Source organism: Lipingzhangella halophila, assembly GCF_014203805.1.
GTDB classification, from domain to species: domain Bacteria; phylum Actinomycetota; class Actinomycetes; order Streptosporangiales; family Streptosporangiaceae; genus Lipingzhangella; species Lipingzhangella halophila.
The window spans coordinates 5830873-5856572 of sequence record NZ_JACHJT010000001.1 but is presented as its reverse complement, the minus strand read 5'-3'; the positions used below and the strand labels follow the sequence as shown (position 1 = coordinate 5856572).

General features: G+C 67.4%; 28 protein-coding genes. 15 read left to right on the top strand and 13 right to left on the bottom strand.

Features of this window, described 5'->3' with window-relative positions; translation table 11 throughout:
- Window positions 1-307 precede the first annotated feature (307 nt).
- Window positions 308-994, top strand: coding sequence for a response regulator (locus F4561_RS26660; RefSeq protein WP_312885555.1), 687 nt, complete (start codon window positions 308-310; stop codon window positions 992-994).
- Between the two features lie 3 nt (window positions 995-997).
- Here F4561_RS26660 and F4561_RS26655 read toward each other — a convergent pair whose 3' ends face one another.
- Window positions 998-1432 (bottom strand): DUF4282 domain-containing protein, encoded by a 435-nt coding sequence (locus F4561_RS26655; protein ID WP_184582836.1) that lies wholly within the window; start codon window positions 1430-1432, stop codon window positions 998-1000.
- A gap of 255 nt (window positions 1433-1687) precedes the next feature.
- Between F4561_RS26655 and F4561_RS26650 the strand changes: the two genes are divergently transcribed.
- Window positions 1688-2248 (top strand): TIGR03086 family metal-binding protein, encoded by a 561-nt coding sequence (locus F4561_RS26650; RefSeq protein WP_184582834.1) that lies wholly within the window; start codon window positions 1688-1690, stop codon window positions 2246-2248.
- A gap of 534 nt (window positions 2249-2782) precedes the next feature.
- On the opposite strand, the gene F4561_RS26645 is transcribed toward F4561_RS26650, so the two are convergent.
- Window positions 2783-3583: a VOC family protein gene (locus F4561_RS26645; RefSeq protein ID WP_184582832.1), complete on the bottom strand. Its 801-nt coding sequence runs from the start codon at window positions 3581-3583 to the stop codon at window positions 2783-2785.
- Between the two features lie 251 nt (window positions 3584-3834).
- Between F4561_RS26645 and F4561_RS26640 the strand changes: the two genes are divergently transcribed.
- Complete coding sequence (locus tag F4561_RS26640; RefSeq protein WP_184582830.1) at window positions 3835-6045, top strand: alpha-N-acetylglucosaminidase; 2211 nt, start codon at window positions 3835-3837, stop codon at window positions 6043-6045.
- Window positions 6046-6082: 37 nt separating this feature from the next.
- On the opposite strand, the gene F4561_RS26635 is transcribed toward F4561_RS26640, so the two are convergent.
- Window positions 6083-6667, bottom strand: coding sequence for a TetR family transcriptional regulator (locus F4561_RS26635; protein WP_281384301.1), 585 nt, complete (start codon window positions 6665-6667; stop codon window positions 6083-6085).
- 128 nt (window positions 6668-6795) lie between these two features.
- On the opposite strand from F4561_RS26635, the gene F4561_RS26630 reads away from it, so the two are divergent.
- On the top strand, window positions 6796-7311 hold the full coding sequence (locus F4561_RS26630) for an SRPBCC family protein (RefSeq protein ID WP_184582827.1): 516 nt from the start codon (window positions 6796-6798) through the stop codon (window positions 7309-7311).
- 257 nt (window positions 7312-7568) lie between these two features.
- Here the strand turns inward: F4561_RS26630 and F4561_RS26625 are convergent, their stop codons facing one another.
- Window positions 7569-9128 (bottom strand): acyl--CoA ligase family protein, encoded by a 1560-nt coding sequence (locus tag F4561_RS26625; RefSeq protein ID WP_184582825.1) that lies wholly within the window; start codon window positions 9126-9128, stop codon window positions 7569-7571.
- 287 nt (window positions 9129-9415) lie between these two features.
- On the opposite strand from F4561_RS26625, the gene F4561_RS26620 reads away from it, so the two are divergent.
- On the top strand, window positions 9416-10051 hold the full coding sequence (locus tag F4561_RS26620; protein WP_184582823.1) for a hypothetical protein: 636 nt from the start codon (window positions 9416-9418) through the stop codon (window positions 10049-10051).
- 847 nt (window positions 10052-10898) lie between these two features.
- Here the strand turns inward: F4561_RS26620 and F4561_RS26615 are convergent.
- Window positions 10899-12179, bottom strand: a complete 1281-nt coding sequence (locus tag F4561_RS26615; protein ID WP_184582821.1) for an NADH:flavin oxidoreductase/NADH oxidase family protein — start codon at window positions 12177-12179, stop codon at window positions 10899-10901.
- Window positions 12180-12208: 29 nt separating this feature from the next.
- Here F4561_RS26615 and F4561_RS26610 point away from each other — a divergent pair, with 29 nt between their 5' ends.
- A complete protein-coding gene (locus F4561_RS26610; protein WP_184582819.1) occupies window positions 12209-12787 on the top strand; it encodes a TetR/AcrR family transcriptional regulator in 579 nt (192 codons plus the stop codon).
- A gap of 569 nt (window positions 12788-13356) precedes the next feature.
- On the opposite strand, the gene F4561_RS34095 is transcribed toward F4561_RS26610, so the two are convergent.
- The 4 genes from F4561_RS34095 to F4561_RS26585 all read right to left on the bottom strand — a co-directional run bounded on the left by F4561_RS34095 (window position 13357) and on the right by F4561_RS26585 (window position 15717).
- Complete coding sequence (locus F4561_RS34095; protein WP_376773683.1) at window positions 13357-13860, bottom strand: TFIIB-type zinc ribbon-containing protein; 504 nt, start codon at window positions 13858-13860, stop codon at window positions 13357-13359.
- 56 nt (window positions 13861-13916) lie between these two features.
- Window positions 13917-14843 (bottom strand): phosphotransferase family protein, encoded by a 927-nt coding sequence (locus tag F4561_RS26595; RefSeq protein WP_184582817.1) that lies wholly within the window; start codon window positions 14841-14843, stop codon window positions 13917-13919.
- Window positions 14844-14992: 149 nt separating this feature from the next.
- Window positions 14993-15259 carry a DUF7660 family protein gene (locus tag F4561_RS26590; RefSeq protein WP_184582816.1) on the bottom strand — a complete coding sequence of 89 codons (267 nt, stop codon included), beginning with the start codon at window positions 15257-15259 and terminating at the stop codon, window positions 14993-14995.
- A gap of 254 nt (window positions 15260-15513) precedes the next feature.
- Entirely contained in the window at window positions 15514-15717 is a 204-nt protein-coding gene (locus tag F4561_RS26585; protein ID WP_184582814.1) for a hypothetical protein, read from the bottom strand.
- 200 nt (window positions 15718-15917) lie between these two features.
- On the opposite strand from F4561_RS26585, the gene F4561_RS26580 reads away from it, so the two are divergent.
- Entirely contained in the window at window positions 15918-16541 is a 624-nt protein-coding gene (locus F4561_RS26580) for an IS3 family transposase (protein ID WP_312885554.1), read from the top strand.
- A 66-nt stretch (window positions 16542-16607) separates the two neighbouring features.
- A complete protein-coding gene (locus tag F4561_RS32875; RefSeq protein WP_184582810.1) occupies window positions 16608-17297 on the top strand; it encodes a WD40 repeat domain-containing protein in 690 nt (229 codons plus the stop codon).
- A 355-nt stretch (window positions 17298-17652) separates the two neighbouring features.
- Here F4561_RS32875 and F4561_RS26570 read toward each other — a convergent pair whose 3' ends face one another.
- The gene (locus F4561_RS26570) at window positions 17653-18465 is read right to left on the bottom strand and encodes a sporulation protein (protein ID WP_184582808.1); all 813 of its coding nucleotides are present in this window, start codon (window positions 18463-18465) and stop codon (window positions 17653-17655) included.
- Between the two features lie 516 nt (window positions 18466-18981).
- Between F4561_RS26570 and F4561_RS33450 the strand changes: the two genes are divergently transcribed.
- The 3 genes from F4561_RS33450 to F4561_RS26560 all read left to right on the top strand — a co-directional run bounded on the left by F4561_RS33450 (window position 18982) and on the right by F4561_RS26560 (window position 21609).
- Window positions 18982-19116, top strand: a complete 135-nt coding sequence (locus F4561_RS33450; protein ID WP_281384127.1) for a PIN domain-containing protein — start codon at window positions 18982-18984, stop codon at window positions 19114-19116.
- A 6-nt stretch (window positions 19117-19122) separates the two neighbouring features.
- Window positions 19123-19383: a PIN domain-containing protein gene (locus F4561_RS32105; RefSeq protein ID WP_221445633.1), complete on the top strand. Its 261-nt coding sequence runs from the start codon at window positions 19123-19125 to the stop codon at window positions 19381-19383.
- A 1500-nt stretch (window positions 19384-20883) separates the two neighbouring features.
- On the top strand, window positions 20884-21609 hold the full coding sequence (locus tag F4561_RS26560; protein WP_184582806.1) for a hypothetical protein: 726 nt from the start codon (window positions 20884-20886) through the stop codon (window positions 21607-21609).
- A 54-nt stretch (window positions 21610-21663) separates the two neighbouring features.
- Here the strand turns inward: F4561_RS26560 and F4561_RS26555 are convergent, their stop codons facing one another.
- Window positions 21664-22395, bottom strand: a complete 732-nt coding sequence (locus tag F4561_RS26555) for a helix-turn-helix domain-containing protein (RefSeq protein ID WP_184582804.1) — start codon at window positions 22393-22395, stop codon at window positions 21664-21666.
- 189 nt (window positions 22396-22584) lie between these two features.
- Between F4561_RS26555 and F4561_RS26550 the strand changes: the two genes are divergently transcribed.
- The 4 genes from F4561_RS26550 to F4561_RS26535 all read left to right on the top strand — a co-directional run bounded on the left by F4561_RS26550 (window position 22585) and on the right by F4561_RS26535 (window position 24388).
- Entirely contained in the window at window positions 22585-22833 is a 249-nt protein-coding gene (locus F4561_RS26550; RefSeq protein ID WP_184582802.1) for a hypothetical protein, read from the top strand.
- A complete protein-coding gene (locus F4561_RS26545) occupies window positions 22830-23114 on the top strand; it encodes a hypothetical protein (RefSeq protein WP_184582800.1) in 285 nt (94 codons plus the stop codon). Before F4561_RS26550 ends, F4561_RS26545 begins: the two co-directional genes overlap by 4 nt.
- Window positions 23115-23340: 226 nt before the next feature.
- Complete coding sequence (locus F4561_RS26540; protein ID WP_184582798.1) at window positions 23341-23826, top strand: GntR family transcriptional regulator; 486 nt, start codon at window positions 23341-23343, stop codon at window positions 23824-23826.
- 10 nt (window positions 23827-23836) lie between these two features.
- A complete protein-coding gene (locus F4561_RS26535) occupies window positions 23837-24388 on the top strand; it encodes an HD domain-containing protein (RefSeq protein WP_312885552.1) in 552 nt (183 codons plus the stop codon).
- A gap of 19 nt (window positions 24389-24407) precedes the next feature.
- Here the strand turns inward: F4561_RS26535 and F4561_RS26530 are convergent, their stop codons facing one another.
- Entirely contained in the window at window positions 24408-24884 is a 477-nt protein-coding gene (locus F4561_RS26530; RefSeq protein WP_184582793.1) for an NUDIX hydrolase, read from the bottom strand.
- 10 nt (window positions 24885-24894) lie between these two features.
- Window positions 24895-25632 (bottom strand): XRE family transcriptional regulator, encoded by a 738-nt coding sequence (locus tag F4561_RS26525; RefSeq protein ID WP_184582791.1) that lies wholly within the window; start codon window positions 25630-25632, stop codon window positions 24895-24897.
- Window positions 25633-25700: the final 68 nt, after the last annotated feature.

Sequence of the window (25700 nt, the reverse complement as noted above, 5' to 3'; positions counted from 1 at the left end):
GCCGGGCACTGGCGCGCCCGGGCCGGCCCGGGCGCGCCAGTGCCCGGAACGCGGGAATCACCAGCGCGAACCCCGCTCAAACACGGTCACGAGTGCGGCTCACCCCTTGTACCGGAGCGGCGACGTAAAGGAGGATGCAGTTGGTCACGCCGTCTTTGGACGGCGAGGACGAGGGCAGCGACGATGGTGTCGCCTTCCGCGGTCACGCACGAGGCCGGGGCCCACCCGATCGGCCGCCCTCGTGTTGGCGTGCTGCGTTGCCGGCGCGGTGCACCCCCGCACAGAGAGCCCCGAGAGAGGAAACACAGTGAGCGGGCAATCCCCCGGGCCCATCAGAGTCCTCGTCGTTGACGACCACGCCTTCTTCCGCCGTGGCCTGGTGTCGGTGATCGCCGACGAGCCCGACATCCTCGTCGTCGGTGAGGCGAGCGACGGCGACGAGGCCGTTCGCAAGGCCGCTGAGTTGGCGCCCGACGTCGTCCTGATGGACGTGCGCATGCCCCATGTGAACGGGATCGACGCGTGCACCGGTGTCAAGGACGCGGCACCGGACGCGAAGATCGTGATGCTGACGATGAGCGACGAAGAGGACGACCTTTTCGACGCGCTCAAGGCCGGAGCTACCGGCTACCTGCTCAAAGAGGTCTCCATCACGGAACTTCCGCAGGCGGTGCGCGCGGTGGTCGACGGGCAGTCGTTCCTGAACCCGTCCATGGCCAGCAAGCTCATCTCGGAGTTCGCCAGCCTCGCCCGCAGGGGCAAGGACCGCACGCGCCCGTCGAGCGGCACCGAGGCGCCGCTGACCGGGCGGGAGATGGAGGTGCTCCGGCTGATCGCCCGGGGCCTGAGCAACCGGGCCATCAGCGAGCGGCTGTTCATCACCGAGAACACGGTGAAGAACCACGTCCGCAACATCCTGGAGAAGCTGCACATGAGCACCCGCATGGAGGTCGCGATCCACGCGGTGCAGTCGGGACTGATCGAGGACGAGTAACCGTCAGGCACGGCGCCGCCGGATCGCGTGCAGGTCGTCCACGATCCAGAAGGCGACGAACAGCAGTTCTGTGACCGCCCGTAGCAGCAGTACGAGTACGGCCGCCGCGAACGGAGTCGCGATCAGGGCCAGGATCCCGAAGAATCCGAGGGCACCTCCCTGCGCGAGCAGGACGATGGAGCCGGCCAGCATTGCCAGCGCGGCCAGGCCGGCCAGGATCAGTCCGAACCCGTAGACCCAACTGACCAGTTGCGGCGTGACGAACCGGATGAAACTACGGTCGAGCAGCGCGGCGGTGTAGTCCCGGACGGTGTCCAACCGGTCCGCCTCGTCAGCCGGCTCGCCGGGAACCGGTCCGCGCAGCGACCACGGTGTCTCGTCGTCCTCGCCGTCGGGCCCACTGGCGTCAGCGGGCTCGTCCGGTGGCGGTTCGCTCATTGCACCCGACCTCGATCCCTGCGGAGCCCAGTCAACGTTTCCTGACCTCCCATTATCAAGCGCCACAGCGAAGCGGCCGGTAGGGCGCGGCCAGGCGTGTCGGAACCGGGACGACCCCAATCCAGCGGCGCGTGGCGGCGAGTACGGTGTGGGCGGGTTCGCCGCCAGCGGCCGCCGGCACGGTGGTGTGCCGGCGGCCGCTGGCGGCGAGCCGGGGAGCTGACACGTGGATTCGCTGACCTCAAGGGAGCGCGCATGGCTGAGTTGCTGGACCTGCACGCGAAAGCTCTGGCGGAGTTCGACTGGCGGGTGCGCCGGGTGCACGACACCCAATGGGCCGAGCCCACGCCCTGCACCGACTGGGACGTGCACGAGCTGGTCAACCACATGGTGACCGTGCAGATGTGGGCGCCCTACCTGCTCTCCGGCGGCACGTTCGAGGATGCCGGTGACCGCTTCGACGGCGACCACCTGGGTGACACCCCAGTGGCCGCCTGGGAGGTGATGTCGCGCGACTCGCGCGCCGCCTGGTTGCAGCCCAGCGCGCTGGACCGCACCGTCCACCTGTCATTCGGGGCGATGCCCGCTTCCTTCTACCTGTGGATCATGACCCTCGACATGCTCGTGCACGCGTGGGACCTGGCCCGTGCCACCGGCGTCGACGAGACACTCGACTCCGAGCTGGCCGGGGCCGCTCTGCAGTGGGTGAGCGAGAACAACGTGACCGTCCCGCCCTTCTTCGCCGAGCCGCGTTCCGTCCCCGATGACGCCGACACGCAGACCCGACTACTCGCACGAACCGGCCGCGAGGTCTAGTCGGTGATGTGGGCGGTGGTTGGGCATCCGGCGAGGGCAGCGAAGGCGGCGGGTGGGCCAGCTCCCAGTAGTTGGTCCGGGTGCCCGGTGGTGGCGCCCGCGACGGGGCAGCGAGGACGGTGGGTAGCCCGGCCCCCGGGCGGTCGGTTCTGGTGCCCGGTGGTGGCGCGTGTAACGGGGGCGGCGAGGGTGGCGCAGCACCGAAACTGACCGTGCGGACATGTTCCGCGCCGAGAATGACGCCACAGTCACCCTCGATACGGCCTAGCGCCGAGAATGACGCCACGGACAGCCCCGCTGCGCCCGGCCACCGGTCGCCGCCTCGTTGGGTGCGTCGCCATCGGGCACCCGTACCGATCACCGGGGGCTGGCCCACCTGGCGCCGTCGCTGCTGCTTTTCGTCGGGTGCGCCACCACGCGCACACCGTAGCGATGGGCACCACCCCGGCGCCCTCGCACTCCCACCACCCCACACCACCGACACTCCCCTCGCGAGTATGAGGTGCACTGGCCCGAGATCGGCGCCTAGACCTTTCAGCCCGCCAGCTCGCCACCCTCGTTCAACGCGATGACCGAGAAGTGCGCCCCGCCCGGGTCGCTGACCACCGCGACACGGCCGGGGCGGACGTCGAACGGTTCGACCTCCACCCCGCCACCGAGCTCAGCGGCCTTGTCCACCGCCGCCTCGCAGTCCCGCACGGCGAAGTACACCATCCAGTGCGATGGGATGTCGGGCGGCCACTGGTCCCCGCGCATGGGGACGAGGCCGCCGACCCTGCTGGTGTCGGCGTACCACTCGGTATAGCTGCCCTCGTGGTCGAGCGGGTTGTCCTTGGCATCCCAGCCGAAGACCCTGGTGTAGAAGCGCCGGGCGCCCTCGGGATCGCGAGTGATCAGCTCGTTCCAGCACAGCGTCCCCGGCTCGTTGAACACCTCCGCCCCCCGCATGGTGCCCGGACGCCAGACGCAGAACTTCGCTCCGCTCGGGTCAGCGAGCACGGCCATGCGGCCGAGGTCCATGATGTCCCTCGGTCCAGCGATGACCGACCCGCCGGCCTCCCGCACGCTGGCGGCGAACGTGTCCACGTCGCGGACCGCGAAGTAGGTCGTCCACGCCGGCGGATGGCCTCTGATGGCCTCGGTGGCCGGCATGGCGCCGGCGACCTGGCACCGGTGCTTGCGGAAGATGCGGTAGCTACCGAGCTCGACGCCCAGGACCTCGGCGGTCCAGCCGAACAGGCCGCGGTAGAAGCCGGTCGCCGCCTCGATGTCGGGGGAGAGCAACTCGGCCCAGATGGGTGAGCCCATCCTCGGCACCGCGGCCGCCCTGGTCATGATGCTCCCTTGGGTGTGGATCGCGGGTACGTTTCTGCACGCCTGTCGAGCGTCGCACCGGCTCCAGGAGAGTTCCAGGGCGGACATCCAACCTTTGCCAAGACTGGAGACACCGGAACCGGCCGGGACGTCATCGCGGCCACCGGTGCGCCCACTCGGAGCCGTGCCCGGCCGCGGCTTTCCCGAGGGCCTTCCTATCGGGCAGCGTGGAACCGCCGCAGGAATGGGTCCGGCCGGCGCAAGGAGGGGCCATGCCCGAGTCCGACCGCAGTCGCGCCACCGAGCGGGCCGCCGATCAGGGCGGTGGGGCGGGTGGCGAGCTTCACGGTGTCCCCGGCCTGCTGCGCCGCCTCCTCGGGGCGCGCGACGACGAGTTCGCGCTGGTGAGCCTGCCGCCGGACGGTACGGGGGACACGTTCGAGGTCGAGACCGCCGGCCCGCGCGTCGAGCTGCGCGGGACGTCGCCGGTCGCCCAGGCCAGCGCGCTGCGGTGGTACCTCGCGAACGCCTGCGGGAGTGACGTCTCGTGGGACACCCGCACGGTCATCCCGCCGGCCAGGCTGCCGCGGGTGCCGCGCGTCCGCCGCACGACACCGTTCCGCTACCGCTACCGCTTCAACTTCTGCGTCTTCAGTTACACCACCGCGTTCTGGGGATGGCCCGAGTGGGAGCGCGAGATCGACTGGATGGCGCTGCACGGCATCAACCTGCCGCTGGCCATCACCGGGCACGAGGCGGCCTGGCAGGCGGTCTACCGCCAGCTGGGAATGGCGGACGACGACGTCCGCACCTTCCTCGGCGGCCCGGCGTACCTGCCGTTCACCTGGATGGGGTGCACCCAGGGGTGGGGAGGTCCGCTTCCGCAGTCCTGGATCGACGCGCACGAGGCTCTGGGGCGCCGGATCGTCGAGCGGGAACGCGAGCTCGGGATGCGGCCGGTGCAGCAGGCGTTCGCCGGGCACGTCCCGCCGGAGATCGGGGGCGGCCACCCGCGGGAGTGGTTCGGCTTCCAGACCCGCCTGCTCGACCCGCGCGATCCGCGGTTCCGGCGGATCGGCGAGCTGTTCGTGACCGAGCAGACCCGCCGCTTCGGCACCGACCACATCTACGCCGCCGACCCCTTCATCGAGACCACACCCCCGGCTTCCGATCCGGACGAGCTCGCCGGGATCGGGCGCGCCGTACACGAGTCAATGGCCGGAGCCGATCCGGAGGCCGTGTGGGTGCTGCAGAGCTGGCCGTTCAACTACCGGGGCGCCTTCTGGACGCCGGAGCGGATCAGCGCCCTGCTCGGCGCGGTCTCCGAGGACCGCATGCTGCTCCTGGACCTGTGGGCCGAGCAGCGCCCCATGTGGCGCGAGACCTCGGCGTTCCACGGCAAGCCGTGGGTGTGGTGCGCACTGCCCAACTTCGGCGGACGCCCCGGTATGCACGGCAAACTGCCCCGTGCCGCCGGCGACCTGGCCGACGCCCTCGACGATCCGGACCGGGGGCGGCTGCGTGGGCTCGGACAGGCGATGGAGGACACCACCAACGACCCGGCGGTCTACGAGTTCCTCGCCGACCTGGTGTGGCGGGACAGCGCCACCGCCGACCCGGACCAGTGGGTCCGCGGTTACGCCCGGCGGCGCTACGGCCGGCGGCTACCCGAGGCCGAACAGGCGTGGAGCGCCCTGCTGCGCACCGTCTACGGCAACCGGAGGTCCGGCCGGCCGCCCGCCTCCATCGTCATCGACCGGCCCGTCGCGCCCGGCGAGCCGGGGCCCACCGGGCCGCCGCAGCCCCGTACCGGCCGGCCGGAGTGGGAACCGGCGGGCCTGGTCGACGCCTGGCATCTGCTGCTCGCCGCGGCCACCCCCGAGAGCGCGGGCGGTCCCTACGGGCGCGACCTGGTAGACGTCAGCCAGCAGGTCCTCGCGCTCCTCGCGCGTGTCCGGCACGGCCGGGTGCTGCGTGCCTACAACGAGGGCGGTGCAGCGGAGACCCGCCGCAGCGCCGACGCGTTCCTCGAAGTGCTCCGCGACCTGGACACGCTGCTGGCCACCCGGCGCGAGTACCTGCTCGGCCCCTGGATCGACCGTGCCCGCACGTGGGGCGATACGCCGGAGGAGCGCCGCCTCCTCGAATGGAACGCCCGCCGGATCATCACCGTGTGGGGGCCGCGCGACAGCCCGCTGCGCGACTACGCCGGGCGCCACTGGTCGGGCCTGGTAGCGGACTACCATCTGGCACGATGGCGGATCTGGTCCGACCACCTCACGCACGCACTCTCGACCGGAACCTCGGTAGACCCGGCCGCCCTGAACCGGGAGCTGACCGACTCGGAGGAAGCCTGGTGCGCCGCCGAGGAACGGTATCCGGACCACACCCAGGGCGACACGGTCCAGGTGGCCCAGCGGCTCCTCGCCACGTACGACAACGATGTGGCGGCGCTCGCCGAGCGTGGACGCGCGCTGCTGTGATCGCCCGGGCGTCGGCGGTGGGCGGGGTGTCACGGGGTCAGCTGCCGGTTCTGTCGCCGGATTCACCGAGGGCGTCGAGCAGGCCGTCGGCGAGTGCGTCGCGGTCGGGCAGGTTGGTGGGCTCGACGAGCCATTGCACGATGAGTCCGCTGAGCATGGCGTAGCAGACGGTTCCGGCTCGGTGGGCACGCTCGGGTTCACGCTGGGGGTCGATGTCGAGCATCTGGGTGGCGAGTCCGTGGCGGGCGTGCTCGACGGTGAGGCGCAGTTGATCACGGAGCTCGCTGTCCTCGTCGGCGCGGGCGATCAGTTCGAAGGACGCCGCCAACACGCCCCGGTATCCGTGGAACGACTCGGTCACCGACCCCCAGATCGCGGCGAGCCGCTCTCGCTGCGGGCGCGCGGGAGCTGAGCGCAGCCGGTCGTCGAGGCGTGCGGACCACTCCTCGATTCCCCGCATGAGGGCTTCGACCAGTAGCGAGTCGGTGGTTCCGAAGTGGTAGCCGATGGCCGCTGTGCTCACACCTGCCGCAGCCGCGACATGTCGCGCGCGGGTCCGCGCATACCCACGCTCGTCCAGACAGGCACGCGCTCCCCGTAGCAGCGCAGCGCGGTTGTCCATTCGCATTTGGTCCCGCTCCCCCTTGTGGTACGTTTGTGCAATACAGATGTGCCACACAGGCGTATTGCACAAGTACACACTAACCTCCGCCGACATGCTGGCGGGGTAGCTCATGAAGGAGGCCCCCAATGACCCGGCTCCGCAAGGTGATCCTGTCGATTACGGGGGCGCTGCTCGGCGTGATCGCGCTCTTGGCGGTGATCGGCTCAGTGCGCGACACCCATGTCGTTACGGTGACCCGCTCGACCGATGCCAGCCGGGACGTGCTCTGGGACCTGTGGGCCGACGTGCCGGCCCGCACCGAGTGGGACAAGGGGCTCGAATACATCGAGCTCGACGGTCCCTTCGAGGCTGGCACGACCGGCACGGTCAAGGTCGAGGGGCAGGACCCGATCAACTACGAGGTGGTGGCGGTCGACCCGAAGAACAGCTACACCGACCGGTTCAACAGCCTGCCGTGGACCCACACGGACTGGCACCACGAGATCGAGCCGAACGGTGACGGTGGGTACGACGTCACCTGGCGGCTGGAAGCTCGCGGTCCACTCTCCCTCCTCACCCTCCCCGTGCTGAAGGGCATCTTCGGTGAGGAGGTTCCCACTGCCGTGGACGAGTTCGTTGCCCTGGCCGAGTCCCGCAGCTGACGCGAGGTCGGGTGCTGCTCGGGCCGCGTGACACGCGGCCCGAACGGCACCTCCCGGTCCGTCTAGTCGTTCGACGGGTGCGTGCGTCGCGCCTGCCTGGGCCAACGCGACGAGGCGTGGTGTGTTGGCCGCGCGCCGCCGTCGCACAGGTTCCGGGTCCCACTCGGGACGGTGCGCCCCTTCACCGCACCCCGCTGCGGGGATCCGCATGCTCTGATCACTGATCGGGCCGGAAAGGGGCGCCGCGGGCCGGAACGTCAGGCCTCCGGCGGTCCGTAGCCGGGTTCTTCAACCCGTTCGCGCAGGACGTTCTTCTGCAGCTTGCCGGTGGAGGTCTTCGGTAGTTCGTCGAAGTGCACCCGGTGCGGAGCCTTGAACGGGGCGATACGGCCGCGCACGAAGTCGATGAGCTCACGCTCGCCGGCGGTGGCTCCCGAACGCAGGGCCACGAACGCGACCGGTACCTCACCCCATTTCGGATGCCGCGCGCCGACCACGCCGGCCTCCAGCACGGCGGGGTGCTCGGTCAACGCGTTCTCCACCTCGACCGAGGCGATGTTCTCTCCGCCGGAGATGATGACGTCCTTGATCCGATCCCGCAGCTCGACGTAGCCGTCGGGGTGCCGGACGCCGAGATCCCCGGTGCGGAACCAGCCTTCGAACGTCGCGGCGGCGGTCGCCTCCTCGTCCCGGTAGTAGCCGAGCATGACGTTGTTGCCGCGCAGGAGGAGCTCGCCCGACGTGCTGCCGTCGGCGGGGACGTCCTTTCCGGTCGAGTCGACCACGCGGACCGGCTCGGCGGCGATGTTGCCGATCCCCTGCCGGGCGGTGATCCGGGCGCGCTGGCCGGCCGGAAGGCTGTCCCATTCGGGCTGCCACTCGCACACCACGGCCGGACCGAAGGTCTCCGTGAGGCCGTAGAGGTGCCGGATGTCGATCCCCAGCTCGGCCATGCGTTCGAGCAGCGCGGGCCAGGGCGGCGCGCCCCCGGTGAACACCCGTACCGGCTGTTCGGGGGCGGTCGCGGCGTCGTCGTTGGCGAGCATCGTCAGCACGGTCGGTGCGGCGCAGAAGTGCGTGACTCCGTCGTGCCGGATCGCCTGCCACATCGCTTCGGCGCTGATAGCGCGCAGGCAGTGGTGCACGCCGCCGGCAGCGGTCACCGCCCAGGGGAAGCACCAGCCGTTGGTGTGGAACATCGGCAGGGTCCACAGGTACCGCGACGACGTGTCGAGCTTCGCGTGGTAAGCCATCGCCATGGCCTGCAGGTAGGCCCCGCGATGGTGGTACATGACGCCCTTCGGGCGGCCGGTGGTTCCGCTGGTGTAGTTGATCGACAGCAGCGAGCGCTCGTCGGTGACCGCCACCCGGTGCGGCGGCGCCGCGTCGACCGCCGCCTCGTACTCCCCGGAGTCGATGACAGCCGGCTCCGTGTCGGTCGACTCCAGAGCCTGTTCGAGCAGCGGGCGGTACTCGGAGTCCACGATGATCAGCCGCGCGCCGCTGTGCGCCACGATGTAGCTGACCTCCGCCGCGGCCAGCCGGGTGTTCAGCGCCACGAGCACCGCCCCGGCGAGCGGCACGCCGTAGTGCGCCTCGAGGAGCACGTGGGTGTTCGGCGCGAGCACCGCGACCCGGTCCCCGGGGCGGACGCCGTTCGCGGCCAGCATGCCGGCCATTCGCTGGGCGCGCTCCCAGAAGGCCCGGTAGGAGTACTGCAGCTCGCCGTCCACAACCGCCGGGCGGTCGCCGAACACCGCGGCCGCGCGCTCCAGGAAGGTCACGGGAGTCAGCTCGCGGAACGCCATCGCGCCCATCGTCGCCCCTTTCCCCAGGGTTCAGCCGGAGCGGGGACTGTGGTCCCCAGCACACCAGGATCGCGCACGTGGCACAACACGGCCATTCCGGCCCCATCGAATCCGCCCCTCCACCGCTTACCGTGGAAGAGTGGGAGTGAACTCGCGCCCGCACCGAGGCCGCCTCGAAGCCACCCATTGGGGCGTACGCGGCCGCGGCCACGAGGCACGGCGCGCACGGAGGACGGGTAAGGACGGACTAGAAGCCAGGCGCACACGAGGAACGTCGTGGGAAAGGCAGCGCTGAGGTGACGGACGGTGCCCGACCGGAGTCGGCGGGACTAACAGCGGTAGAGAAGTACGACCTCGATCACCACCTTTTCCGGCACCGGTTCGTCTGGGCGCTCGGAATCGTCGCGCTCACCGCGGCGGGATTCGCGGTGCTCACCGTGTTCGCCGCCTCGGAGCGCTTCCACCGCTTCGACGCGCCGGTGCTCGCGGCGCCCGCCTGCTGGACGGCAGCGGTGCTCAGCTACGCTTTCGGCGCCCGACGACTGGCCCGGCACCGTGCGCGGGCGCGGGTGACCCTGACCCTCGTGCTGGGGCTGGTGGTCGCGCTCGCGTGGCCGCCCGCGCTGGCGGTCCACCTCCTGGGCGACACCGACGTCACAGTGGAGGCGACCGCGGAGAGCCCCGACGGGCGGCACACTCTGGTCGCCGAGTCCTACCGCCAGATGGTCGACCCGTCCTGCCGCGTGTGGCTGCGCGAGAACAGCGGGCCGCTGAGCCGGCAGACGCTCGTGTGGGAGCGGTTCGACGCCCCGTGCCCGGAGTCCATGACCTTCGCCGGGAACAGCGAGATCCGGATCAGCAGCGAGGCTCCCGGGGCGGAGAGCACAACGACGTTCGACGCCGACACCATGCGGGTGGCGCGGTCACTCTGACGGGGCGCCGGCGGTGACGCCCTCTCCGGGGCCGCCGCGGTCCGGCCGCCCGTTCCGCGTCAGGCACGCGCGGCGGCGCACGGTGCGCGCCGAGGACTCCGCGGAGCCTGGTACCCGATCCCATGGCTCCCGTCCCGGTGACCCCGCGTGCGGCTGATCATTTTCGCGCGGAATGCGTTCGATGGTTTGTGCAAAATGGTTTGCACGCGTCTCATTGGCACCACCAGTTTCGGACACGGGGCCACTTGCGTCGCGCGGCCGGAAAAACGCCCTCTCCGGAAGAACCCGCAGGCCGTCGTGTTTTCGCTGCTGGCTGATTCCGGCCAATGCACAGCGGAAAGGGACGGCGGATACCGGGTAGGGGCGCCTAGCATGACGTGATCCCGGTGGCCACTCGTCAACGGCGAGAAGTCATAGCCGAATCACCGGGAGCGCTTCCTATAACCGGAGAATTCTAACGTGAATACGCGGACGGGCTTGGCGACAGGACGGCGAATTGTCCTGCGCAAGGAAGAAATCGACCAGGTAAGGGAGTATCTGCCGACACCCGGAGCCGAGGGGGAGCGCCCCCCGATCCTCGCCTTCACCGGTGTGGACGGCAGTGGGAAGACAACGACGCTGAAGCAGTTGGGCGGGGCGCTGAACCAGAAGGCGCCCTGGGCCCTCGTGGACTGCGCGGAGTACGCGAAGGACAGTGGAAGTCCGCACGGGTCCGGTGAGCGGCCGGTGGGGCGTCAACAGGAGGGTACATCGCACACCACGACCCGCGCGGCATTTCAGGAGAAGTCGACGCGCCCGCAGAACACGGCGTGGCGTCGACCGCTCCTGCGGGTCGAAGCCGCACGGTTCAACCGGCCGGTGCCGGTGGTCGCCGATCGACGAGCCACCTGCGGTAGCGGCGCAATGCGGCGCGCCGGTGCAGCCGCTCTCCGGCCAGCGCCAGGATCGGAGGGGTGCGACCGGACGAGGCCTTCTCCCTGCTCAATCTTGCTAGCCGGCATCGCAGGGCGGCCTGGCCGGCGGCCGCTGCGAGTCCTTTGTCCCGCCACCTCAGCGGCTCGACCTCGGCGGCGGCGTCCTCGCCGTGCAGCCAGCGTCGGGGCAGGCTCGGATCGACGGCGAGCGCCGTCGCCATGCCGACCACGGAGGTGCCTTGCGCCAGTACCCGCTCCGCCACCGACCGGCGGCGGATGCCGCCCGTCAACATGATCGGAACGGAGGCGTCGGTGATGATCTTTTCGGCGGCGTCCAGAAAGTACGCCTCGCGCGCGAGGGTGCTGCCGTCCGCCGGGTGACCGTGGGTGGCCAGGCTCTCCAGTGAACCGCCGGACAACTCCACGAGGTCGACCGGGAACTCCGAGAGCATCGCCACGACCCGCGACGCGTCGTCGGCGCCGAACCCGCCCCGCTGGAAGTCCGCGGTGTTCAGCTTCACGCCGACGGCGAACCGCTCGCCCACCTCGGCCCGGACGGCGGCGACGATGTCGAGCAACAGCCGGGCACGGTTTTCGAGCCCTCCGCCCCAGCGGTCCCGGCGCAGGTTCGTCAGCGGCGACAGGAACTGGCTGATGAGATAGCCGTGCGCGGCGTGGATCTGCACACCGTCGAACCCTGCAGACTCTGCCATCCGTGCGGTCGTCGCGAACCGCTGGACGGTTTCCTCGATCTGCTCGGATGTCATCGGCTCCGGTCGGGGGAACAGTCGGGAGTAGCGGCCGACGTCGACCGCGACGTCGGATGCCGATCGGACGGCCCCGGGCATGTCGGTGGTCATGACCCGGCCCGGATGGTTGACCTGGAGCCACACTCGGCCGTCGCCGGACTGAGCTGCGCGCGCCCACTGGCGGAACGCCTCCAGTGGCGTGCCCTCCTCCAGCACAACATCCGACGGGTCGGCGAGGGCCCTGCGATCCACCATGGCATGCCCGGTGATCATCAGTCCGGCGCCGCCCCGTGCCCATCGCCGGTACAGTCCGGCCAGCTCGTGGCCAGGGAGTTGCCCGTCCACGGCGAGGAACTCCTCCATCGCCGCCTTGGCGATCCGGTTGGGCAGGGCCTGGCCACTGGCAAGGACCAAAGGTGCGTCGAGTCGTGTCACGAACGTCCCCCCAATGTTGACATTGTCCATATCTACTTGAGGATATGTACACTGTCAATATGGATCGTTCCACCTACCACCACGGGGATCTGCGGGCGAGCCTGCTGACCTCCGCACTGGAACTGATCGAGACATCAGGGCCAGAGCACCTGTCCTTGCGTGCGGTGGCACGCAGGGCCGGAGTATCACCGAACGCGCCGTACAACCACTACGCGGACAAGGACGCCCTGCTCGCGGCGCTTGCCACCCACAGCTTCGAACAGCTCAGGGAACGCATGATCGCCGCACTGGCCGATGCTGAATCCGGCGACGAGATCGTCGCCATCACGGTCGCCGCAGTGCGTCACGCCCTCGAGCATCCGGGTCTGCACCGCGTGGCGGTCGGCACCGTGTGCAGTGATCACCTGCAGGTCCGAGCGGCGGAGGACGCTGTGAAGGCCGTGGTGGCGACCAGCGTGGCCGTCATCCCCGGCGATCCCGAGGGCGAGGCGCTCTGTACAGGTGTCTGGGCACTGACGCAAGGCCTCAGCCTTCTGCTGATGGACGGTTCACTGCAGCCTCCAGCCGATGAGGACACCGACGACTTCATTCGCACGGTCGTCCGGACGACGCTCACCACGCTGAACAGGCCGGGCTGAGGACCCGGCGATGCCACGCGGCGGGCCATGGATCCGGGTCCGAGGGAGGCAGATCTTCAGCGGGTCTCGGACAGGCAGGATGACGGCGCCCACCGCTGAGAAGGGCGAGCGCCTGCCGTACCCCGGCGGTCGACCCCTACATCACCCCGCGGGAGTGACTCCGCGGTGGTGGGCCGGGCCCCGGAAGCCTCCCGCACGCGGCACACCGGCCGCCTGACGCGACCGGTACGACGATGGCCAGGTCACACAGTGACCTGGCCATCGGCTCGGCCTCTCGGCCCTGTTCGGGCCGCATCTGGGCGAGGCGCCGCTCGCGGCCTTCGAGGGCGTTCCGGACGGCGCCGGCCTTCGGGCTCGGGGTTGTCGAATCGCCTGAACAGGGAATCTACGGTGTGGGCGCTCCCACGGGAGCCGTTGCCCCGTGGTTGGTGCGCGCCGTTTCGACGTTGGTCAGACGCGTCCCAACGAGCTCGACACCCCCGCTGCGGGCGGGGGCACCACCGGTATCCGGCACGCAGTGGCCCGCTCAGCGGGCCTCCTGGTGGGGGTGGAACCGCTGGGACGACTGCTCACGTGGAGATGAGAAGCTCGAAGACCGTCTTGGGGCGGCGGTAGTAGCCGTACTGCTGGTAGTGCCCGTACTGCTGGTAGTGCCCGTAGTTCGGGTAGTGCGCCGCTGGGCGCTGCTGGGGGTAGGGGTTGGAGTACGCGCCGGGAGCGCCCCATCCCGGTGCCCGGTTGTAGGGCGACTCGTTCGCCTTCAGCGTCTCCAGCTCACCGTGGTCCAGGAAGATGCCGCGGCACCCGTCGCACTGTTCGATGCCGACGCCGTTGCGGTTGTAGTGCCGCATCAGACCGGCGCACTTGGGGCAGGTCACCCCGGGTCCGGGAGGCGGCTGGTTGCCCGGGGTCGGCATGGACGCCTGGACGACCGCAGCGAAGCCCTCACGCTGCTTCAGGGCTTCGATCTCCCCGTTGTCGAGGTAGATCCCCTTGCACATCTGGCACTGCTCGATGCTGACACCGTTGCGGTTGAGGACCATCATCGTCCCCCCGCACTTCGGACACCTCATCCCCGTCCTCCTTCGCTCGTGCTCTCCGGCCCGCTCCGCGGCGGAATGGAAAGAATTCAGTAACCCAGATTGATTCGACGACAAATATCTACAAGAGGTTCCTCCTGCTCGTCCAGCGCGCGTCCCTTGGCACGGGCCCGCCCCACACGCGTGGCCGCGATCTGTACGACCATGGCGCGTGCGGGTACCTCCAGCGTCGTCCAGGGATCGCCGTCCGCTGGGACCGCTGGACCGCCCGCCGCGCGGTAAGCAGCGAGGAACCGTTCCCATTCCTCCGGTGGCAGGAGCCCGGAGGCGAACAGGGCCGCCGGGCGGGCGAGGTCCCATGCGGGGTCGCCCGTGCCGAGATCGGCGATGTCGATGAGCTGCCATCCGTCCGCCCGGGCGTGGACCAGTTGTCCCAGGTGCCAGTCGCCGTGGACCAGCCCGCCTGATGCGCCGGCCGCGCCCGGTGCGGGCTCGGAGGGGACGCGGATCCACGCCGGCAGTCCGGCGTAGGCGCGGCGGATCTCGGCCGCCGCCGGGTCGCCGTCATCGCCGGGAAGGCGCCCGACCGCGCGGCCGACGCGTTCCGCCCACCCGCGGCAGGCGGGCGTTGGGTCGGATGCCGGGTGCCGGTGCAGTTGGGCGAGCAGCCGGGCCCCCTCTTCCCAGGGAGGGTCGTCCTCGGCTGCCACCGGGGTTCCGTACGGCCACACGGTTACAGTGCGCCCGGCAGCCTGGACGGGTGGGCCCAGCGGTGTGAGCAACCCGGGAGTGCTGGCCGCGAGCCGCATCCGGGTGGTGAGGCCGGCCGCGCAGTCCCCTTCGGCATGGGCCTTGACAACGACGTCAGCCACCCGCACGAGCACGGAGCCCTTGCGGTCATAGAGCAGCTCCGGCACAGCACCATCGACCGCGGCCCGCGCCCGGCCGATGCCGGCCAGTGCGTCGAACAGGGCCTGATCCGAGCAGACAGCACTACGAAAGGCGGGGGTAAGCACCCGTCCAGTTAACCAGTGGCGCGGTCGGCGTGGTTCTTCTCCCCACCACCCTGTCCGCAGCGTCGGGGCTGCGGTGCGGTGGGGCGGCCGCGGGCGATCCCCGTGGCCGGCGGCCCGGCAGGTCGGGGGCCTGGTGGGCGGGAGGGGCTTCATTCGTAGATGGCGGCGGCGGCCAGGGCGCGGGCGAAGAAGGTCCAGTCTCCGTCTTGGGGGAGGTGGTGACCAGTGTTGGCATACCAGCTGTCGGCGCTATCGATCCAGGCGGAGAGCGCTTCGAGGTAGCGGTCAAGGGTCACGTTCTCCCACTGGTCTCCACGCTGGCTGTACTCCTGGCTGAGCAGGAGGACGAACGCGGCGAGTTCTTGCCGGCTGCCTACGTCGGGCCCGCCTGATGTGGGGAATGAGGGATGGTTCATGGCGGGATGCTATCCGTCTGCGGGCGATTTTCCTTGGCCACAGCGGCGATCAGGAAAAGTTTCCGGTCCGAGGTGCTCGATCGCGCCGGGAACGGAAATTCCAGAAAGGTAAGGGTGCGCGACAAAGCCAGTCTGGTAAGCGATCGGGGTATTCGCCGGCCTTTCGTTTCTGTGTTCTGCGCAAATGCGAATAATGCTCCGCTGAAACCTTCTGGTTCCCGCGGCGTCCCTGCAACCTGGCACGGATCTCGCAGTCAAGTGTAAAAGTTGTCAAAGTAGCTCTCGATAGGCACGGTGAACTCGTCCGGCCGCGTCCTGCTCAGCTCCTGGAAGCGTTCGCCCAGTGCATCGATGGTCTGCTGAAGCGTATAGCCGAATTGGTGTTTGATGAGGTGTGCCGCCTGGATCCGCTTCCCATCGAAGATAAGGGGATCTATCGGAGCCCATAGGTCGGTCATGGGGTTCCTCCCTTCCGGTCGTCTGGGGTTGTGGGCCGCTCGGTCTTCCGTGGGGCGCGGGCACGAGCGAACGGATGAGACGGCGACCGACGAGAAATGGCGCTCACCCAATGTAGGAGGTGGTGCGTTTATCCGGGAAGTGTGTGCCCCGTATCTTCATCGAGCGGTCCGTGCGGTACTGGTCGAGATCGTGATCGGGAGTGTCGTGCGGGATTTGGCGCGCCGAACCGGTTCCGGTCGCGACTTCACCGCGGGCGCGCCCAACCAGAAGTGGAGTGCCGACATGCCCTCCTTGCCCGCCCTCGGGCAGGAGGGGCCCCTACGTCCCCACCGGTCAGGGGCGGCTCTACCTGGCGGTGATCATGAACCTATTCTCCCGGCGTATTGTGGGCTGGGCCATGGCCAGCCACATGCGCACCGACTTGGTCTGCGACGCCCTAGCGATGGTCGTGACGGCCCGACGTCCCCGGGCCGGGCTCATCTACCACAGCGACAAGGGATCGCAATATACGAGTCTGGCCTTCGGGCAACGCTGCGAACGGGTCGGTATCCGCCCCTACACCGGGCGAAGTGGCTCCTGCTTCGATAACGCGGTTACCGAGAGCTTCTTCGCCTCTCTGGAGACCGAACTTATCGACCGCACGCGGTTTTCGATCCGCGCCCAGGCCCAGCAGGCGGTGTTCTCCTACGTCGAGGGCTTCTGTAACCCGCATCGGCGCCACTCCGCCAACGGCCAGCTCAGCCCCATCGACTATGAACGTCGTCGCACCACAACCCTGGCCCCAACGCCGCAGCCACGCCCGCTGAACAGCGAAGCCGCCTGAAATCCCAGGCCCACCTGTCAACTGACCGTCCGAAGCAACTTCAGACCCCCCTTGAGGAGAGGAATAGTGGACGAGGCCCCGCCGCAGAATTCCGAGGCTGAGGAGCCTCTCCAGTTCTCCAACAGGTCGGAATGGAAACCGGGGTGGCTCCCCGAAGCCGTCACCGTCGCAGCCATTCTCGCCGCCATCGCCCTCGTAGCCGCCGCCATACAGTTCGAGCGTATCGTTAGCGGACCCGACACTCCCTCCACCGAATCCAGCAGTCCTGAACCCACCACCACCATCGACCATAAGACGTTGGTGGCTTCGATGGCGTTCAGCCCGGACGGCGCCATGCTCGCCACCGGCGGCTTTCACACTATTGTGCGGCTGTGGGACACCGACACAGGTCAGGAGGTCACCACCCTTCCCGAACACGAAGGCACGGTGGCTTCGATGGCATTCAGCCCGGACGGATCCACGCTCGTCACCAGCGGTTCCCACAGGCTACGGCGGTGGGACACCAGTACGTGGGAGGAAGGCGCCACCCTCGAACACGACGACTGGGTGACCTCGGTGGAGTTCAGCCCGGACGGCTCCATGCTCGCCACCACGAGCAGCGACGAATCCGCCCGGTTGTGGGACACCGAAACGTGGGAGGAGATCACCAGCTTTGAGTACGACGAGCAGGTGACCTCGGTAGCGTTCAGCGCCGATGGGTCCACGCTTGCCACCAGCAGTTCGAACGGCATCGTCCTGCTGTGGGACACCGACTAACACCAGTTCGGTCTGGCAGGCGCCACCGCTGAGCCTTCGCTCGTCCTCGCCCACTAGCAACGCTGACTCATCCGCCTCACAGGGGCGGTCCGGACCTGGGTGAAGCTCCTGTCGCGGTAGGAGGTCCGTAACAGAGGAGGGAAGACGTATGCTCGGTGAACTCCGATCCCAGATAGAGCCCTGATCATCACCGAGTGGAGCCAATGTGGTCCGGCAACGGCGTTGTTGTTCGCGTCGTCGCTCTTGACCTGCACGACCTTCGCCCTAAAGGCGATCAGCAAGTTCAGGTCCAGATTCACGAGATTCGATTCGGCAGGGGCCGGTCGTCGGCCCCCGCCTATGTTGCCATCCGTCGTCAGAGCGTGCTGCGCTTGCCGGCCGCGTTGTTGATCCACTTGTGGAGCTTGGCGGCGATCTTCTCGTCGTCGGTGTCGTCGTGGTCGATGCTCAGGCGCAGCAGCTTGTCACCGCCCTCGCTGAAGAGGACACCGCGCTTCTTGTCCAGCTCCAGTACCACGTCCACGCCCTGCTTATCGGTGAAAAAGGTCAGCTCCAGCGAGTTGAGGCCCTTGTACTTACCGGGGGAGGAGTACTCGAACTCCTGGTAGAAGGGCAGCTTCTGGCGGGTGCGGGGGATCTTGCCCTTCTCCAGGTCCACGTCCTTGCGCTTGAATCCCAGCGAACGCAGCGCCCGCAGGACGGCGCGCTGGGCCGGGAGGGGCTTGATGAGCAGCGGGTCCACATCTGTGCTGTCCAGCGCGTTGTCCACATGCAGCCGGGTGCTGACGCCCACGCCGCCCAGGATGTGCTTGTTCTTCAACGCGGTGATCGGCGCTTCCATGGGGATCCTCAGCTCGAAGGGGAGCTCGAACTCCTGACCGGGCTGAAGTTCCATCGGCTTGTCCCTGACGACCTGCTCGGCGACTACCACGTCGACCTTGTACTCGCCCGAGCGCTCCTCGCCCTGGGAGTTCTCGTACTCGTACTCCTTCTCCACGGTGGCACGCAGACCGACACTGATGGCCTCGATGGTCTGGGCGACCTTGCCGCCGGTGACCTTCAGGGTGCCGGAGACCTTGCGGCCGGGCCGGACGGTCTCCTTGTCCAGGGCGGTCTCCACGGTGGCACCGCCGATGCCGACAGTGGCGAGCATGCGCTTAAGGACCATGGTGTCTCGTTTCTGCGGTCCACTGCCGCGGGCGCCGGGGGCAGCGGACCGGTACGGGGGCGGGTGAAGATCGGCGCACATTCTGAGACGCAGCATCGACGGCGCCGGTTTCGTCGCTCGGTACGTCTGTTCCTGCCCTGTCGTCGCCGCTAGCTGACCGAGAGCGGGGCGCGGGGTCAAGGATGGCGCGTAGCGCCACCGCGAAGCGGCGCGGAGAGAGCGAGAGTGAGGACACGACCAGCGATGACGGCGATGATCCGCCACTCGCCGGTGCCCGTCGCCGAGGCTCACCCTCCGCGCGTATGGCACATGTGTGGCACGGCTTTCGCTTACACCCTGTGGGCGCAGTCACAACGGGCACGCAGCGGGCACGGCGCAAAGGGTTGGGATCAGTCCGCTCGCGACCCCCGGAGGTTCCATACTGGAGGAGAAGACGATGGGGGTGAGGATGACGACCAGTCGCGCTGAGTACCCGGAGGGGCTGCCCGAGCCTGAGCGGATTTGGCCTGATCGCCGGTGGATCCCGTCGTTCTCGACACCGATGTGTCGTCGCTGAGCCTCAAACGCCGGCTTCCATCTGCGCTGATGACGCGGCTGATCGGCAAACAACCCTGCATCACGTTCGTCACTCTGGGCGAGCTGACACAGTGAGCCGAGTTGCGCCAGTGGGGCCGACGCAACCGCGGGGCGCTGAACGCCTGGCTCGGTGGTGTGGTGGTGCTGCCCCACGACGAGGATGTGGCCATCACCTGGGGCCAGATCTCGGCCGGTGCCACGCGCCGGGGTCGGCCGCGCCCGGTCAATGACACCTGGGTCGCCGCCTGTGCCCTGACGCATGACCTTCCCCTGGCCACGCTGAACGCTAAGGACTTCACCGACTTCGCCACCCACGAGGGACTGACCCTCATCACCCAGTAGCGCACGGTAGGGTGCCCAGCCGCTGATCCATCGATCACAGCCCGCCTTTACGCGCACGACAAGCCTGTGCTCCAGCAACCACGACCGGCGCGCGACCACGGTTTCCGGTCCGAAGTGCTCGGCGGCCCGCCGAAGAACTCGGTAGGGCGCGCGGCGGGAGCGAGTGCGGCGATCCCCCCGGCGGTCGGTGCCCCTGTCTGAGTATCTGGCAGGAATCTGGCACGCGCCCCTGTGTCGACCCCTCACACGACTAAGGCCAGGTCCCCGGAATCCCCGGTGTGACCTGGCCTTCTGTTGCTCTGAGCGGATGACGGGAATCGAACCCGCGTTATCAGCTTGGGAAGGCGAGGCCGCTGATCGCGACCGACCAGCGGCCTCGCTGAACTGCACGGATGTGCGCGTCTGCGGCCTACTCCCCGTGGCTCCCCGTGGGACGCGGCCACAACGGGCACGTAGCGGGCACGGGAAAGATGCTCATGGAAGCAACGCTCTCACGTCCGATCGTCTACGTCGGCCTGCGATAGAGCCCTGCCGTTAGGAAAGCCGCCGTCGGCCCGAGCTGGGCAGTAGCTAGCAGCGCGCATATCTCCCATGCTGTGAACCCCGCGATGAGTGATGCGAAGGTAATCGCGACAGTCGTCAACGACAGCGAACCAATACGAGGACTTGTTATCAAGGTAGATATCGCTGCTGGTAGAGGGGTGGATTCCTTCAATCTGGTAATATGGGAGTTGTTGGTGGTAGTATAAGATCTGTTGGTGGGAGGGAAAATCATAGGATGCCTTTCCGTCGCTAACAGATGAGCCCGCCGTGTCGAGTTTGGCGACTTCCACGGCGGGCTTTTTATTGTACGACATGGTTTCGGCCCCAGAGTCAGGGGCCGCTTTTCGTTGGGCAGTACATGGCCACATGGGATAGGATGCACACGGTTTCGGGGACATAACGCTACTTTCCGGTCGGTTTGCGTCTGACGTACGGGGAGCAGTGTCTCGCGCGTACGGGCGGTCCGAAATTCCTGCATGCATTGCACGAGCGGTAGTGGCGATCAGCCACAGCGTTGGGGTCACGCGCGATCGGCGTAGCGGTGCGCCCTAGCAACCACGACCGGCGCGCGACCACGGTTCCGGTCCGAGGTGCTTGGTCGCGCTGAGGTCAGTAACCAGAGACAGGCAGGGCCGCGCGACCGAGTGCCTCGGGACCCAGGACGCCATGGACCCGTGGATCCCGCCTGTCCCGTGATCGGCAAGCGCTTCGGCCTCCTGACAGTGCGGGACGGCGCGTGCCGCTCGGGGCGGGATGACGGACAGGCGACGGTTGTTCGCGCGGACCCGGCGGCCGTGCGCCCGCTTGAGACCGGGCGGCAGCCCGCAGCTCAAGCGGGCGCACGGCAAGCCGTAGCGACGGCGCGGAGCGCCGTCGCCTTGATCTCACACAGCCTAATTCGGCAGTATCTTCGCAAGATGAGTCACGTCCCATTCTCTATTTCCCATGGGAGGGAATTTGGAACTCAAGATCAACAGATCCCCGAAGCCCAACAAGTATTCCCTTCCGGGGTCAATGTTCTACAAGGAGGATATGAAAGAAATACTAGCAATCCTAAAGAGGAAAAGCTCTGAAGGTGAAGTTCGGGTGAAAGTTCTAATTGATGCGGGGGAGTATGAGATTGAGGAATTGGGAGATCTTGATGAGGATGAGTTGAACGGAAAGCGATTCCGTGACATGAAATTCGAGGCGTCTTACGATGGATCTTCGGTGATCGTCGAACTTCTTCCTGAGTCCGGAAGCGTCATCGAAATTCGAAAAGATGAAGATATTATGATGGCTGGTGTTGCCGACAAGGTTGTAGAGGTTGCCAGAAAAAGGGAAAATTTTCTTAAATTTGTTAGCTTATTTGCATTCATGTTTGCGGCGTTACTACTGCTCTACTTTCTTTCTATTCGCTTTCTAGTTGATCCAATTGTAGATGCATCGGAGTTCCTTGGGTTTCCCGTATCGAAAGACATGCTCGTCGAGGGCGAGCTTCTCGGGGTTCTTGGAGCGATTTTTTGGATCCCGTTGGTTATCCTCCTGTTAAAAAAGATGGGAATAAAGGGAAATACACTTGTCAATTCACCTCGTGGAAAATCTCATATGTTTCGGGATAAACTACGCAGAAATTGGCAAGTAAGTGCCTTTTGGGCGGTTGTTAGTGCCGTGTTGGGTTTTCTATTGGGAAAGCTTTTGTGAGGTAATCGCGTGCGCGCGATATCCGATATGGCAACTTCGTGTTGGTCCGTTATTCTAGGGCTCATGGATTGTGGTTGATGACCATATGAATTCGAATCCTTGTAGGTAGGTTGAGGCCATGTTGTGATTCTCTTGAGCGTCGAGGTGAAGTACGGGGGTGGCTGATGCCGGGGCGCCGTAGATGTGTTGGTTGATGAGCAGCTGCTCGTCGGCGCGGTAGATGGAGTTGTAGAGCACAGTGCCGTGTAGGCGTAGTTCGACGCCTTCGAGTTCGAGAAGTGGGCGGTAGAGCACCAGCGCGTTGCGGATCTTGGCAGGCATGGCGTCGCCGATTCCTTCTTCAACGCCGCGCTGGTGGGCATGCGGGCTCTCGGGGTCGCCTAAGAGGAGGCGGATGCTGACGCCTGCGCGCGCCTTGGCCTCGAAGAGCCGGAGGATTCCGGGGTCGTCGGCGAGGAACAGCCCGGCGTAGACGAGAATCCCGATCTCCTGCTCCGCGGACTCGAAGAACGCGCGCCATGTCTCGTGGGGCACTGCCCAGCGGTGCGGATAGATCCGGCGTACCCCGTTGCCGGCCTCCGGGTGTACCTCGGGGCGTTGCGCGTCGGGCCATAGCTCGCGCTCGGGAACGTCGACGAGGTCGGCGACTCCCCAGCGGTGGCGGGGATGGGGTTTCTGTCCAGAAAGCCACCTTCGTACCGTCTTGGGATCTACGCCGAGGTGTGCCGCGACGTCGGCGTCGGTGAGGCGTGAGCGGGCTAGGGCGCGGCGTAGAGCCTCGTTCACGTCGGCGACCTCCGGGGCTCGGGGACATTGACGATAACAGAAGACGTCCCAAGACGTCCCTCGTGATGTCCGATACGAGGTACACATGTCCGGCTGGCCCGGCGAGGGTTTCCGCAGACAGCAGAGACCCCCGCGAGTGCGGCGAACACTCCGGGGGCGTGGTCCCAACCTGGTGAAAGCAGGTGGAACATGCGGAACCCTATCGCGCCGTATCAGGGCCGCCACTCCCGCTCGGGAACGGGCGTGCGCGTCCGGCCCTACGTGCCGCTTCCCTTCACGCCGGCGCCGCCGGCCTACCCGGTCCAGCCGAAGGCATCCCTGGTCCGTCCATACGTGCTGCACCATGAGCGGCAACGGCAGCAGTGGCGCGATGATCGAAGTCGGCTCGGCCTGGCCATCCTTATCGACATCGCGCGCTCGGTGGAGGTCGCCGCATGAACGAGCGCCCGGATCCGTTGCTGCGTCTGCTTAGGAACAAGTACGGGCATCGGTGGCATATCCGCCGCACCGAGCACCTGTGGGTCGCCACCGTTCGCGTATCGGAGACCGATCACGCTCCGACGCTTGTGGAACCCGACGTAGAGGAGTTCGTACGGCAACTGGAGGATCCCCCCGCGCGGGCGGGACGGTCCTTGCTGGCTCGCCGATGGTTCCAAGAACAGCTTTACGACCTGGGACATGACGGGCCGTACTACTGCGCCGGTCCGCCCATGACCTGACAGGCTGCCGCGCGGTCGATGGCGAGTTGCCCCCTTCGGCCTCGGCCGCGCGGCTTGACTACCGCGAAAGGTCGCGAACCGACTGCGAACGTTCGCGAAGTTCGTGCGAACCTTTGCCTAGCGATTCCTAGCGATGTCGACCGGATGCCTAACGATGTCTAGCGCGTACCTGCCCTCGGGGAGTGCGCCGATGTGCCAACGCCCGTGACAGGAGGAGTCTGCCGAAGTGAGTCCGCGCGCGACCCCATGGGGCACCTATAACCAGATCGCCGAGACGCTGAGGCAGCGGATCACCAGCGGTACGCTCGCTCCTGGTGCCTTGGTGCCCTCGGAAGCCGCGCTCGGCGAAGAGTTCGGCGTCGCGCGCAGCACCGTGCGTCGCGCGCTCGCTGCTCTGGAATCGGATCGGCTGATCCAGGCGCTTCCTGGTACCGGGCGGGTCGTCTGCGATCCCGACGAGGCTGGGGCCGGCAACTCTCCCGGGCACCAACCGCAGTACCGGCGTATCGCCGCAGAGCTGCGCGACCGAATCAACCGCGGGGACCTGTCGGCAGGTGACCCGCTGCCGAGTGAATCCGCGTTGGTGCACACCTACGGCGTCTCGCGGAGCACCGCGCGTCAAGCCTTGTCTGATCTGGAAGGCTCGGGGCTCGTCGTCTCTGTCCATGGCAAGGGGCGGTTCGTCCGGGACGAGGAATCGGCCGAACGTTAGCCTTGAACATGTGGGACATGTTCTGTGGGCGCGGGATCTCGCGCGAACCTTCCTCGAAGACTCCTTGCCCCGGCGGTGGGCACACACGCAAGGCGTAGCCGAACAGGCCGAATCTCTGAGAGACGTTCTCAACGAAGATGCCGATCTGGTGACTGCGTCGGCCTGGCTGCATGACATTGGGTACGCGCCCAAGCTGGCCGAGACCGGGTTCCATCCGCTGGACGGCGCGCGTTACCTGCGCTCGGTGGAACAGGCGGACGAACATCTGTGCTCGCTGGTCGCGCACCACTCCGGCGCGGTTGTGGAAGCTGACGAACGCGGCCTGCTCGGCGAACTCACTGGCGAGTTCGTGTTGCCGCGCGTCGACCTGCTGGACGCGCTGACGTACTGCGACATGACGACCGGTCCCGACGGCTCCCATATGCCGGCGGAGCGTCGCTTGTCAGAGATCCTGGAGCGCTACAGCCCGGATGACCTCGTGCACCGTGCCATCACACGCTCGAAACCGGACCTCGTCGGAGCTGTGCGCTCGGTGGAGGCACGCATAGCCGACGGCGGCTGATGTCCGGGGACGTGCTCGCTCACCCGATGTAGGGGGTGGTGCGTTGCTGGGTGAAGTGGTCGATGCGGACTCGCATGGAGCGGTCCATGCGGTACTGGTCGAGGTCGGTCCTGGGTACCCAGCGGACTTCTCGGGACTCGTCGCTGGTGGCGGGATCGCCGGAGACCGGGCGTGCGGTGAGCACCATGGAGAACTCCTGTCGGGCCTCGCCGTCGCTGGTGTAGTAGATGATGTGCTTGGGGTCGCTGTAGATCCCGGATATCCCGGTGATCTCGCAGGTGATCCCGCTTTCCTCGCGCGTCTCCCGCACCGCCGCGTCCGGAACGGACTCGCCGAGGTCGATCGCGCCGCCAGGGACCGCCCAGTTGTCGTTGTCGCTGCGGCGGATCAGTAGGACCTCGTCGTGCTCGTTGATCACGATCACGTTCACGGACGGAACCAGACTGTTCGCCGGGGGCGCCTGGGGGTCGTCGTAGTAGTCGATCCGCCGTGCCATGTCCTCACCCTCAACGAAGTGGTTCGGCCTGGTCCCAGACGCGTTCGAAGCTGTCCAGGTAGGTGGTGACCATGCTGCCTCCGGCGATCTTACGCAGATGGAGGACCGGGGCGCTGGCGGCGCTAATGCCGTAGACGTGGGTGTTGACGAGGAGCTGTTCATCGGCGCGGTAGATCGAGTTGTAGAGCACGGTGTCGTGCAACCGGAACTCCACCCCCTCCATGGCGCGAAGCGACTTGTACAACACGAACGCGTTGCGGATCTTGGCCGCCATCGCATCATCAACGCCTTCGTCCGTCCCGCGCTCGGCGACGGCGGCGCTGTCAGGATCACCGAGCAGGATCCGCACGCGCACGCCGTTTCTGGCCTTGTCGGCGAACAGGCTGTGCATGCTGCCGTCCTCGGCGAGGAATAGGCCGCTGTAGACGAGGACGCTGATCTCGTGTTGGGCGGACTCGAACAGGTGCCGCCACGCGTCCCGGGGGACGGTCCACCGGTGCGGGTAGATGCTCAGGATCTCGCTTTCGGACGCCTCGGCGGTCTGCTCGGGGCTGAGTGCCTTCGGCCATAGGAACGCCTCGTCCGTGCCGAGTCGCGCCGCGACCGCGTAGCGATGCTTGCGGTAAGGCGTGCGGTCACGACTGATCCACCGCTCCACACTCTTGGTGTCCACGCCGACAGCAGCGGCCAGATCAGCGGGTGTGAGTCCGCGCTCCAGTAGTGCGGCGCGCAACCTCTCGTTCGGCATGTGCCCCGTGTTCGCAGGACGTCCAAGGACGCGCTCACATTATCGAGACGTCTCGAACACGTCCAGCC